Source organism: Gemmata obscuriglobus (genome assembly GCF_008065095.1).
Lineage (GTDB): Bacteria > Planctomycetota > Planctomycetia > Gemmatales > Gemmataceae > Gemmata > Gemmata obscuriglobus.
Genome location: NZ_CP042911.1, coordinates 2,373,638 through 2,386,506, shown reverse-complemented (window position 1 = coordinate 2,386,506; position 12,869 = coordinate 2,373,638). Strand labels below are relative to the sequence as shown.

Annotated in this window: 9 protein-coding genes; 2 read left to right on the top strand and 7 right to left on the bottom strand. The window is 63.7% G+C overall.

The genetic code is table 11. The features are described from left to right. Positions 1–23 precede the first annotated feature (23 nt). The 5 genes from GobsT_RS10005 to GobsT_RS09985 form a co-directional block, all read right to left on the bottom strand. Positions 24–1,190 carry a glycosyltransferase gene (locus tag GobsT_RS10005; protein ID WP_010035023.1) on the bottom strand — a complete coding sequence of 389 codons (1,167 nt, stop codon included), beginning with the start codon at positions 1,188–1,190 and terminating at the stop codon, positions 24–26. 733 nt (positions 1,191–1,923) lie between these two features. Next, a complete protein-coding gene (locus GobsT_RS10000; protein WP_081471449.1) occupies positions 1,924–3,366 on the bottom strand; it encodes a right-handed parallel beta-helix repeat-containing protein in 1,443 nt (480 codons plus the stop codon). A gap of 189 nt (positions 3,367–3,555) precedes the next feature. Next, the gene (locus GobsT_RS09995) at positions 3,556–6,012 is read right to left on the bottom strand and encodes an O-antigen ligase family protein (RefSeq protein ID WP_010035027.1); all 2,457 of its coding nucleotides are present in this window, start codon (positions 6,010–6,012) and stop codon (positions 3,556–3,558) included. Positions 6,013–6,130: 118 nt separating this feature from the next. Next, positions 6,131–6,430: a hypothetical protein gene (locus GobsT_RS09990; RefSeq protein WP_148087682.1), complete on the bottom strand. Its 300-nt coding sequence runs from the start codon at positions 6,428–6,430 to the stop codon at positions 6,131–6,133. A 97-nt stretch (positions 6,431–6,527) separates the two neighbouring features. Next, entirely contained in the window at positions 6,528–7,106 is a 579-nt protein-coding gene (locus tag GobsT_RS09985; protein ID WP_010035033.1) for a S1 family peptidase, read from the bottom strand. 235 nt (positions 7,107–7,341) lie between these two features. On the opposite strand from GobsT_RS09985, the gene GobsT_RS09980 reads away from it, so the two are divergent. After that, positions 7,342–8,220 carry a hypothetical protein gene (locus GobsT_RS09980; protein WP_010035035.1) on the top strand — a complete coding sequence of 293 codons (879 nt, stop codon included), beginning with the start codon at positions 7,342–7,344 and terminating at the stop codon, positions 8,218–8,220. A gap of 45 nt (positions 8,221–8,265) precedes the next feature. Further along, a complete protein-coding gene (locus GobsT_RS09975; RefSeq protein ID WP_081471451.1) occupies positions 8,266–9,591 on the top strand; it encodes a polysaccharide biosynthesis/export family protein in 1,326 nt (441 codons plus the stop codon). Positions 9,592–9,630: 39 nt separating this feature from the next. On the opposite strand, the gene GobsT_RS09970 is transcribed toward GobsT_RS09975, so the two are convergent. Continuing rightward, positions 9,631–10,413 (bottom strand): tyrosine-protein phosphatase, encoded by a 783-nt coding sequence (locus GobsT_RS09970; protein ID WP_010035041.1) that lies wholly within the window; start codon positions 10,411–10,413, stop codon positions 9,631–9,633. A gap of 78 nt (positions 10,414–10,491) precedes the next feature. Next, positions 10,492–12,855 (bottom strand): polysaccharide biosynthesis tyrosine autokinase, encoded by a 2,364-nt coding sequence (locus tag GobsT_RS09965; protein ID WP_010035046.1) that lies wholly within the window; start codon positions 12,853–12,855, stop codon positions 10,492–10,494. Positions 12,856–12,869 lie beyond the last annotated feature (14 nt).

Below are 12,869 nucleotides of genomic sequence, written 5' to 3'. Positions count from 1 at the left end.
GCCCCGCCGCCCGACGCAAGCGGCTACACCCGCCCGGCAACCTCGCCGTAAACGGCCAGACATCGCCTCCCCATCACCAGCCAGTCGAACTCAGCCGCGGCCCGCATACGCGCCGCAGCGACGAGTCGGTCCTTTAACCCAGCCTCTGTCAACAGACGGTTCGCCGCCGCCGCCAGGGCGGCCGAGTCGCTCACAGGAACCGTCAGCGATTCCTGTTCGTGCCGCGCGACCCAGGCAACACCGCTCGCAGGCACCGCGGTGTTGATCACCGGGCAACCGGCCGCCATGGCCTCCACTTGCACCAACCCGAACCCCTCACTCCGGGCCACGCTCGGAAACCAGAGAGCGGCGGACGCGAGGTACGCGCCAACGAGTTCGTCTGCGGACGCGTGCCCGTACCAGACCACCCGATCCGCAACCCCCAGCTCCTGTGCCTTACGATTGAGTTCGGCCCCGAGCGGGCCAGTGCCGATCACCACCAGCGTGCCGGGCACTCTTTTGAGCGCTTCGAGGGCGACGTGCAAACCCTTGTAGTAGATCAAACGGCCGACACAGAGCCACACCGGCCCCCGGAACCGCTCCCGGAACCGCTCCGCACACGCACGCGCTGCGGCCGAAGGGGTCTGAAACGGTGACAGGTCCATGCCGAGCGGAACCGGCGTGAGCTTATTCGCGAACTGCTGGAGCAGATCGGAGCCGTCAACGTACGACCCGCTGGTGGGGAGAATGCGGGCAGCCCTTCGGTACAGCGCCACTTCAAGCGGCCGGACGAAGTGCTTCAGCAACTTCTGCCGGACGATGTCGCTGTGGTGAGTGATGACGAGCGGGGCGAGCCAGCGGCACCGCAGCACCGCAAGCATCATCGTAATGTTCGGCGCATGCAGGTGCCACACGTCCGGCGGGTTCCGGGCCAGATCGTTGAGCAGACCAGACAGCCCCGGGGCCACATCCAGCTTCGCAACGTTCGCAAGTCGCCCGACCCGTGTGATCCGCACCTGGCCGTCGGCGTCTTCAGCCCACGGGGTGCGGGTCCATTTCTCGAAAGTCGCATCGTGGCCGTCGCGAGCGCGGTGGTTCACCACCACCACGCGCACATCGGCCCCAAGCGCCGCCTGCGCGCGGGCGAGAGATTGGGTGTGACCCTCGATTCCGCCGGGCGATGGCGGGTAATACTTGCCCAGGTGAATCACCCGCAGCCGACCGGTCTCGGGGGTAAACTGGTCCAGGGCAGCGCTCCGCGAGCCTTATGTCAGACATCCGACACAAGTCTTCAATGAATTCCGTTCAACCCGATCGAAGCAACGTCCGCCCGTGATCTTAGCGGCACCGCCCGAGTCGGCTTCATAATTGAGGCAAAATTTACGAACTTTTCGCCGTGGGTGTTAACAAAGGCTTGCGGATCCCGGAGGCAATTTCAGACCGCAATAACGCAATGAAGTGCAACGATCATTTTTCGTGAACGTGTTGCATCGACGCTCGAAACGCCCCTTGCACCCATCCCCCACCGGTATCGAGTGCTTGGCCACACTTTGCACGGCGGCAAACGGAAAAAGAGGCAGACTAAACGATTCGCTGCCGACGGCGCCCGTTTTTCTCCCGGCTCCTCGTAGTCCGCCTGAAAGTGTATTTCGACGCGCGTGCGGTGGAGCGGGGCGGTGCATGAACGCGAGCGATTACGGACGAAACACCAACACGACCCACAATTCGGACGAACTTCGCAAGACACGTCCCGTTGCTCCCATGCGAAGCCTTATCACTAGCGACCGTTTCACTTTCGGCCCAGAGCCGCGCAGCTTGAAGAGACCCTTAAAACACCGCGCCCGTGGCGACCGGGCGCGGCGATACGACTTCCGCGAAAGCCAAACGATACAGTAGCTGATTCAATGCGGCACGGGTTTTCGCCCCACACCGTCCCAGGATTCATCAGTTCGTATCGCCTAGATCGTTTCCACTGAATGTGTTGTTCGACTTAGTCGTGCCAATCGCAGACACCAGGTGCAGCCCGTAGCCGCCGTTGTTCCTGAGCGTGTAGTTTGTCACGCTGTTGTTGGCAGTGTCTTCGAGCAAAATGCCATCGAACCCGTTTGCGTTACTTGTGCCGAACGAAAGGGTATTATTACTACCCCGGAGCACCTTGACGCCATTCTGATCGTTCGCGCGAGTCGTGTTACTCGCCACGGTGTTGCTGCTCGAATCCTCAAGGAAAATGCCGTTGTAACCGTTGTTGCGTGAGACGTTGCTGCTGATCGTGTTGCCGCCCCCGCCGTACACATAAATCCCATCCGCCAGCACGTTGTCGAACACGTTATTCTCGTCGACCGTAATCTGGCTCGAATCGCCCAGCGCAATTCCGTTCAGAGTATCGTTGCTATACACCTCGTTGCCCGTGATCGACACGTCGGACGAGTCGATGACATCGATCCCAGCAAATCCAGTGTTGGAGTACACTTGATTGTTTGAGATCACGATGCTACCCGGGCCACCCGCGCTCGACTGCACCAAAATGCCGTCTTCGTTACCAAACACCCTGTTCGCGTCAACCAGAACGTCTTTCGCACCAACCTGATAGAGGAACACGCCGGCCGACACGTCGAACTGACCGAGATTCCCCGTGTCGTTGCCGCTGATCCGGTTGTACTCAATGCTACCGGAGGCCCCATAACTCATCTGCACGCCGTACTGCGTCACCCCGCCGTTAAGCCCCCGGCGGCCGATGATCGTGTTCTCGGTGACGGTCGCCGACGCAGCGCCCCCGTCCACCAGCACGCCCGCCGCAAAGTAATCGGTGATCTTGTTCTTTTCCAGAACCGCGTTCCCCGCACCAGCAACAATTCCGACCCGCCGGGAGCCGACCTGGATTCCGACACCGAACGCCGGATCAGCCGGAGCGTTGACCCCAGTTACGGTGTTGTTCCGAATGGTCGCGTCGCCACCTTTGATCACCCGAATGCCAGCGTTCGCGTTGCTGCCAGCGGCGTTTACCGTCAGCCCGGTGATCGTCACGTTCTTCGAATACACGTCGATCACCGCGCCACCGAGGGCGGCCAGATCGCTCGGGGCCGCGACCGTCGCCGGCGCCTTGATGATCGCATTCCCGCTCGCCCTCAGCGTCACCCCGAAGGTGTCGTTGATTACCACGGACTCAGTGTACGTGCCGGTTGGCACCACAACCGTGTCGAACCCAGTGCGCGCGGCGGCCGCGTTGAGAGCCGCCTGGATCGTGGTTAACCCGTTGGTGCCGACCGTGAAAGTCGCAGGCACGCTCCGGTCTTCTAGCACCTCCATCCGCAGCACCCTCGCCGGAGTTGGGCGAACCGGGACAGACGGCTTCGGGCTCAAGAGCTTCTTTAAGGTGGAACGCAACATCGGCAAGATCCTCCGAGGGGGGAAGGAGCGGTCATCAAATACCACCGCGGGATTGGCCCGTGGCAGAACGGTCCGCGTGCCGCTAAAGCGGCTCAGCGCGAATTATCGCGGGTACAAAAAAACTTACGACTCAAATAACACAAACCATCCATATCATTATCAAATTAGTAAAGCGGCGGCAATGAGCGGTCACCGCAACCCGGCCCGGGCGCGGACGATGGCGGCATTCAGATCGCGCGCCGCGGGCCAGTCCGGGCGGTCCCGGAGGACCTGCCGAACGTGCTCGGCGGCTGGTTCAATTTGGCCCTGCTCGAAGCACAGTTCGGCCAGCTCGAACCGCCACTCGGACCGACCGGGGGCTTTCAGCACGGCCCGCTCGTAAGCCCGCAACGCGTCCACCGGGCGCCCCACGTCGAGCAGGACCCGGGCTCGCAAGTGCAACTCGTCCGGGTCGCTGGCCGCCTCAAGCAGTTGCCCGACCCGTTCCAAAATGGCTACCCGATCCGCCGGCCGCTCGGCCAGCGCGGGAAGGCGCGACGCGGCAACCATCAGTTTCGGATCAGGAGGGAGAATTCGGTCGAGGAGCCCGGCCCCATCGAGCCGCGAAACCGCGGCCGCAACGATCCCTTCTAATTGCGCGTCCGAACAGATCAGGGACCGGCGCCAGCACTCCCATGCGGCGTCATCCGCGTTCGCATCAAGGTGCGCGAGGCCCGCAAGATACCAAAGGCCGGGGTCGGACGGGCGGAGGCGCGCCGCCCGGTCCAAATAAACTGCGGCCGGAGCCGAGTTGGTTAAGTGGGATCGCCCTGCGGCAAGCCGCGCGTGCGGTCGCTCCAAAAGCGGGTTCAGCGCCCGCGCCCGCAGGTAGCTCCGGAGCGCTGAACGCAGGCACTCACTTGCGGCGCCCGGGGCACGGCCCCGGAGCGCAAGGTGTTCCTCGTGCTGCACGTCAGCGAGCCGCAGCCACAGCGCCGCGTCATCTGGCGCAAACGCCACCGCAGCAGTGAGATACCCGACCACCGGCTCACGTTCGCCGGCCGGCAACCGCTTTTCCGCTCGGATCGCTGCGAGCCGGTAATGTTCGGCCCGCTCCCGGCGCCATCCTTCGGCCGGCAGCGTTACTGCCACGATGAGGCACCCCGCCACGACCGGTATAACGGCCCAACGCGGCCCGACGAGCCGGCCCGCGTGTACGGCCCCGGTCGCACCCGCGGCGGTCAAATGCGCGGCCAGCACCGTTACCAGGAATACGATCGCGGGCATGTGAAGCCCGAAGTCCGCGAGGCTGTGGAGCGCAACCGCGCTGAGCCCGAACAACCCACCGAGGCGCAACGCCGCGTCCGCTCGAGTGCCCGCGGTGCGAACCGCACGCACGCCGGCTCGGAACACCAGCGCTGCCACGAACAGCAGCAACACGAACTGAACGAGACCGCCCTCGACGAGGGTCTCAAGGTAATCGTTGTGTGCGTGCTCCCAGGTAACGAGTTGCGTGTCGCCCGGGTGCCGCTGCTGCGGCTCGGCCGACACGAACGTCCCCTGTCCCGTGCCCCAAATCGGGTACTTCAGTGCTAGCGGCAAAGTGCGCGCCCACAGGTCACGGCGGCCGACGTCAAGCGCATCGGCATCGCCCAAGGTGCCGAACCGCTTGCTCACCGCGTCCGCCCCGAACCAGCCGACCAGTCCCGCCGCGAGAGCCGAGATCAGCGCGACTACCGGGACAACTCGGGCCGCCCCGCCGGCTCGTCCGCCGATCAGTACGGCCAGCGCGGCACACACCACCCCGGCACCGACCAGGGCAACGATCCCACCCCGTGACAGGCTGTACAGGTTCGCTGCCAGCATGAGTCCCAGCGCGGCCAACAGCCACGGCGCGCGGGGGTCCCGTCCGAGTGCGGCCAAGCGCCCGGAGAGGCCGGCGGCCCGCTCACGAAACGCGTGCCCCCCGAGCAACAGCCCCAATCCCAGCCCAAAGCACACAGTGACGTAGTACGGGAAGTGGTTTTTACACACGAACGGGCCGAACACACTCCCTTGCGTCTCAAAGTTCCAGTAGATGGTGTGGGGGTTTGAGCTGAACCGCTGCGCGAGCGCGAGCACCGAAAGTGCAACCCCATTGGCGACGCACACCAGTGCGAACCGGCGGTAGCTGGCGGGGGTGGCTACGGCGTATCTTACAACTGCGAACAGGGCCATTACGGCGAGCAGCTTCGCGACCTCTCGCCGGGTCGCCCCCGGGTCGAAACTGATGCGGGCCGGCTCCGGCACCGGCACCTCACCGGTCAGCGATTCAGGTTCTGCGGGGACCAGTGAAGCGCGAGCCTCCGCCGTTGCCGGCGCCAGGGCGGAAAGGGCCGCAGGCGCAAGTGGCACGAGTTGCCACGCGCCGAGCGAGACGAACCCGGCGAAGCACACGAGCACCGGACACACCACCCCCACGAACCGGCGCTCGATCAGGAGCACCAAGGCCCAAAGCGCGAGGGCGACCGCAACTAAAACAAACAGTCCGAACACCGACACCGGGTGAACGGCCGCGAACGCCCACGGGGACAACACACACCCGCTCAGCACGACCGCTTCGATGGTCGCGCGCAGGAACCGCGTCCGCGGGTCGGGGGCTATGGGCGAATCGGTCGGTGAAGTCATCTCGCTCCGAAATGTCAGCGCGGCACGGGCCGCTCTCAGTGACACGTGCTCTTGAACCGGGACAACGGTTCTGTTCACGAAACGCCCCGCGCCCGCAGGGCGCGGGGCGCCAATAGACTTACCCCTTGGGCGAGCCACCTTTCCCCCTACCGCCGCCGGTCGGGTTCCACTCTCCGACAGCCCGCTCGGTATCCCCCTTACTCATGGCGACCGGGGCCACCGGGGTACCGACCTTATCGACCGGTTCGATCACGTTCAGACCGATGGCATCGGCCGGCGCGACGGCCGGCGCGGCCGCGGCGCCCGCCCACGGGTTCAGTGCGACCACGGCGCCGAGTGGCGCCACGAGGAGCACGAGTACCGCCCCCAAGGAGGCCCGTCGCGACGGCCCCCCTCTGAGCATCGACACTGCATTCATCAGTTCAAGCCCTCCAAGTAAATGAACTAGCCAAACCGGGCCGCCCCACGAAACAATCGCCGGGCCGCCAGCCGAGGACACCCCAGCCAGCCCGCGCTCACCGGTCCTCTTCGACGATCCATCCCAGCGCGTTCGCTTTGAGAAACGCCCGCACTTCGTCCACATGCACGTAATAGCCAGTTTTTCCGTCGTGCCCGGTCGCGACCCCAATTACCCGCCCCGACTCGTCGAGCAGCGGCCCGCCGGAACGGCCCTCCGCCTGTTTGCGAACCGTTTCGAAGCACGCCACCACGTTCGCCGCACCAGGCTTCCGCAAGCTCACTCGCCCCTTGAGCGACTCATCGAGTGCCCCCGGGGCGTCACCCTTTTCCCATCCGACGCTCAGAACCAGTTTCGGCTTGACCCCAGCGGGTGCGAGGGGCACGGCCCCGGGAACGCCCTCAACGGACAACCGCAGAACCGCCAAATCCGCCGCCGGCTCGCGTTCCAGCACCTCGGCCTTCAGCGTTTTTCCAGGTGTATCTTTTGTTCCAGGAACCCGCACCTCCACCACCTTCGCCTTCTCGACGACGTGACACGCCGTCAGCACAAACGCTTGCGTCTTGGTGCGCCGGATCACCACCCCGCTGCCGATCTTATCGTCGGCAGCGCTGGTAACCTTGACCGTCGCGCTCACCCCACGTTCGCGGGCCGCGGGTGAAAATCCGCTCGCAGGGTCCGCACCCACTATACCCGCGAGCACGACCACGGCGAAGCACACCCGCATAATGCCCCCTACTCACCGCCACCAAACCGCCCAGTCGGCACAATCAATCCTACCGTCAAGTCCGGTTCCCCGGCAGCCGATATTCTCTGCAACCGTCTGCCTGTGCGTCACACAGGCAGTTCCACTTGTTCGCGGGTCTGGCCCAATGAACCCAGTTCGTGCCGCACTGCTCGGGCTCGCAACGCTTACCGGGTCGGGGTGTTTCAACGCGCGTCTGTCCGGCCCCGATTGGTTTTACCACCATGCCGCCCGCAACCTGACCGAGAAACCGATCGCCCACCACGACGAGCGCAAATTCACCCGCATGGTCGAGCGCCGCGCGAAGGACGCCTGGGAGCAGGTGTGCGGCTCGTCCGGGTGGCGACACAGCGACCCGTACGGCCACGGGTTCCGCGAGGGCTTCGTCGATTACGTTGAGGCCGGCGGGACGGGCGAACCGCCCTACTTGCCCCCGTTCCGCTATCGGCTCACCAAGTACCGCACCACCGAGGGCCTCCGAGCCATTGAGGATTGGTACGCTGGGTTCCGGCACGGCGCCGCCGTGGCCCGGGGTAGTGGGTTGCGAGAGCTGAACTACATCCCGCTTCCCGGCCCGGCGATTCCAGTAGACGCACACGGCGCGCCCCCCTCAGCCCCCCATGCCGCAACCGTTCCACCCGCCCCAACGGGATCGGGTCCGAAATCCGAAGCGCTGCCCGCCCCGCGACAGGCGCCGGGCAGCCTTCCGCAGATGCCACCGCCGATCCCGCCGGCGTCCAAGTTTGGCGGCGCGCAGGCGACACCGGCATCGGCGATTGCCGCCCCAGCGGGCGAAGCCGCCGAACCCGCGGGCCCGTGGGAGCCCAATCAATCAACCGCCGAAAACCGTAAACCGGTAGTAAGGGTCAAAACCCACCCACCCACCGTGCTGGAGATACTCACTGCATCCAGCCGTTCGAAGCTAAAAGGCGATTTCGGCTCGTGGCAGTCGGCTGAAACGGTCGCGAAACTTCTCCGCACATCACAACTTGTTCGCGACCAGTGATTTCTGGCTTGGTGGCACCGCCGAACACCTAAAGGATAGCGACCAATGAACCGCCCCGGTTCCTCGCTCCGAATCGCTGCTACCGTGGTAGGCCTGGCGGCCGCACTGACGAGCGGATGCGCGTCGGTCACCAATCCGGTGGCCGACGGCATACCCGTCAGGCGGCTCCCGCCAGAGGCACTCGGCGAGAGCAAGGCGGACCTCCACTCGGTGCCGTTAGCAGCACTAATACCGCCCGTTCCACCCGTGCACCTGATCGGCCCCGGAGACACCCTCGGCGTGTTCATTGAGGGCATCCTCGGCGAGCGCGGCGGTCAACCACCGGTCCGTATCCCCGAGCAAGGGAGCGCGCCGCCGGGCATCGGCTTCCCCATTCCGGTTCGCGAGGACGGGACAGTCCCGTTGCCCCTCATCGCGCCCCTCAAACTCGAAGGGCTAACGCTAGCACAGGCACAAGATCGAGTGCGAGACGCCTATCTCAAACCCAAAGAGCTACTCGCGGATCCGGACAAAGCGAGAATCATCGTCACTTTGCTCCGGCCGCGACAGTACCACGTCCTCGTCCTCCGGGAGGATGCGGGCGGCACCACCTTCGGTTCGTCCGGCGGAGCGGGCGGATTCGGCAACACCGGCGCCACGTTCTCCCAAACCCGGCGTGCCGCTGGCTACCCACTCGATCTGCCCATATACGAAAACAACCTCTTGAACGCCCTCACTCGCTCGGGCGGGCTACCAGGTGCCGAGGCACAGGACGAGGTTCTCATTCTCCGCGGAGCGTACCAACCGGGTGCAAACGGGCAGGTGCCCGAAATCCCGGCCGCGGCCACTGAAAAGGCGCAGTCACTTCGCGTCCCCCTGCGATTGCGTCCCGGCGAGCCTCTGACCGTGCGCCCGGAGGACCTTGTGCTCCAGAGCGGTGACATCGTGCTTGTCAAAGCGCGGTCCGGTGAGCTTTTCTACACCGGCGGGTTGCTGCCGCCGCGAACGTTTCCGCTACCTGCAGACCGCGATCTTGATGTGATCGAGGCGCTCCTCCTCGTCGGCGGGCCGTTACTCAACGGCGGGTTGAACACCAACAACCTGTCCGGCCAGATCGTGCAAACCGGTCTCGGGTTCCCGTCACCGAGCCAAGTGACCATCTTGCGTCGCCTGAAGTCGGGGGCCCAGATCCCGATCATTGTGAATCTGAACCGGGCATTGAAAGACCCGCGAGAACGGATCGCGTTGCGATCCGGCGATATCATGCTGCTCCAATCCACAGTTGGAGAAGCCGGCGCGCAATACCTGACCTCGAACTTCCGGTTCAACTCGGCCTACCAAGCGATCCGGAGCCGATTCTTCAACACCGTCGGCACAGCAACCCTCCCGTAAGCTACGCCCGGCGGTTCGAGCAACAGCCGCCGCGCGAACTCAGGTACCAAAGAGCGTCCGGAAGGACCACCAACGCCGCTCCGCCAACGGCGGAGCAGGCGTCAAAACCTCACCACGCAATACCCTTTCACCATTACACCCGCAAATGGCCTGCGCAGCCTCACGCCCGACCCATTCCTGCACCTTGCCTGCCGCAGCAGCCAGGAGCGGGCGGCGCTTTCGCGGGGAGTGCCCATCCGACCCCAAAAGGTGGACGCAGCCGCGCCGGAACCACGCCCTGAGTGCCGCCTCATCGGCAGGAGTTTTCGGCCCAGTGATGTTACCAGATGACACCTGAACCAAGCACCCCATTCCAATCAGCTCTTCGATCCGCCCCGATTCGTGGAGCAGCTCGGGGTGCTGCTCGGGGTGCGCCAAAATGACGCGCACGCCGCGCGCCACGAACCGTTGCACGACTGGTCGCAGGTCGATGAACAGTCGGTGAGGCATTTCAATCAATATGTACTTTCGGTGGTCCCCAATACTTAGCAATCGGCCAGTATCCCACGCCTCAGGCAGGTCCGGAGCGGCCATCACCTCAGCACCCGGAAACACTTCGAGCGGGATTCCCTGCTCGACCAACAGTCGCCGGAGTTCCAGAACAGCGGTACGAATCTGGCCGGGTGTCACACCCCATCGTTCGCTTTGGTGCGCAAGGGCAACAGTGTGTCTAACACCTTCGCTGACCGCGATGCGGCACATCGCCAATGAGTCTTCCCAGGTGCGCGGCCCGTCATCAAGGGCGGCGAGCAGGTGAAGATGCAGGTCGGCGAGCGGAGTCACTACTCGGGCCTCACCTTCAGAAAGTCGCCCTTGCGGGACACAACCACGTGACGATCTCAGCCACCACAGGTGCTTGCATTATTCCGGGGCGTGCGCCGGCCCGTTTGCAACCGGCTCAACGTGACCGGCTGGTTCCGAGCTCAGCCGCGCAGGAGGAGTTAACGGTTGGCCTTCGCCCATACCTGGCTCGTCGTGATCGGCAGTGGTGTACGGAGCGCTGTAGTCGTCCGCGTGCCGATAATAATCGTACCCATAACCAGCCATCGCACCCTGTTTGCCGACACCGTTCACCACAACACCGAGGCAGTTCACTTTCAACCGGACAAGCAGGTCGCGCGCACGCTCGGCCGCCGGGCGTCCGTTTTTAGTGACCCGGATGGTCAGAACGAGGCCGTCGACTCGCGGGGCGACGACGCACGGGTCGCTCACTGCCAGAAGCGGCGGGCTGTCAACAAGAACGTAGTCGTAAGCCGCACGAAGGTCGTCGAGCACGTCCTCAAACGCCGGTGTCGTGAGCAACTCCGCCGGATTGCTTGGCCGGCGCCCGCAGGGCAGCACGGACAGGTTCGGGATCGCGGTCATCTGAATCGCATCAGCCAGTTCGGCGGTACCCGTGAGCACCTCCGCCAACCCGATCCGGCTGGTCAAACCAAACGCACGGTGGACCCGCGGGCGCCGAAGATCTGCGTCCAAAAGCAGCACCTTGCGGCCCGCTTGCGCAATCGACACCGCGAGATTAATGATGAGTGTTGTTTTACCGTCTCCCATGTGTGGGCTAGTCACCTGAATGACTTTATGCCGTTCGCCATGGGTGCTGAAGAACAGCGCCGTCCGAACCCCGCGATACGCCTCGGCCTCTGGCGACATGGCACTGTGGACCGTGGCAAGGCCCGAATCCAACTCGACCGCGTTACCGGCCGCGTCGGCCACCGTCACAGGAGCCGAAGGCTTATGGGCAAACGGGATGTGCCCAATGAGCGCCAGCCCGAGCCGCCTGCGGATCTCTTCAGGGGTGCGGAAGCTCTTGTCGGCCACGTCCAACAAATACGCCCCGCCGGCCCCCAAAGCCAGCCCCAAAGCCCCCCCCATAAAGATGAACTGCCACAAAACTGGCGACACCTTCAAACCGACACCCGGGGGAGTGATCGCCTGAGCACTAAACCCACCGGAGCCGCGGCTCGTATCGACCTCTTGGAGGCGCTTCAAAATTCCGTCGAGCCACACGGTGGTGCGTTTAATGTCTTCGCGGTACTGCTTATCGGCAGCATGCAACCCTTCTTGCGCCTTCGCCTGTTTGACCTCATCCTCGAGCACCGACTTCGCATATTGGTGATTGCCCTCGGCAAGCACCAATTCGATCTCGAGCGCGTTCAGCGCCGCCTGGGCGGGGCTCTGCTCGTTCGGCCCCTTTACCTCAGCAACAATGGCATCGAGCCCCTTGTAGAACACTTTTGTAGCTTCAATCTTTTGACGAATACGCTGAACGTCTGGATGATCCTTACCATAAAACTGGACCAGATCGAGCTCCTGCTGCTGCAAAGGAAACAGCGAGGCCTGCAACGCAGCAGCCCCGGCCGCTTCAGCTTTCGCCACCGGGGCGTCGCGATCGTACTTTTTCTCCGCCAAAGCCAAAATGAGGGGGAGCGGTTTGTTCTCGTCAATCGCCTTCCGAACAGTCGCAAGACGGTCACGCAACTCTTTCGCGTCGTCGCGTTTAGCGGCCTCCCTCCGCACATACTCTTGAATCTTTGTCTCGTTAAACGGCAGCCCATCAGCCGTCGTCAGTAGACTTTTATCCTGACGGAACTTGGCGTACGCGTCATCCTTTTCCTTCAGCTGTTTGGTAAGCTTCCGGGCTTCCTCCTGCACCAACTCAAACGTACCCTCGGCCGTCGTCCTATATGTACGATCGAGGAAATCCTTATAGCTCTCAATTACCGCATTTATAATAATCTCACAATCACCCGGATCCCCGCCGCTGTACGACAGGTTGATAATGTTACTGCTCGCCCCGACGGGGGCGTCCTTACTCACCTCGCGCTCAGCACGCAAACCGGCCTGAATGATAGTGGCCGGATGACCGCCCTGCAACGACCGGAGCGAGCCCAGGTCACGCTTCCGTACAGCCTCTTCGATCAGCAGCGGGCTGCGAAGCACGAGCAAGTGTGACCCGATGTAATCATCAACGAGGCGAGTGTTGGGGTCCGTTCTGTCACCAATGAGTGTGCCGATTGATTGCTTCTTAACGACGAGAACCTGCGCGTACGACCGGTACACAGGCTGCCTGCGAGAAAAGCCGAGCCCACCGAGCACCAACCCGACAACAAGCCCCAACAACAGCAACCCGCGGTGCTGCCAAAACACCTGAAACACGTCCCGCCCACCGCGAGCGGAACCAGAAGCATTAGGGGCCAGATCGGGCTGCTGGGAAAAATCGTCCATGGCGCGCTCGGGCG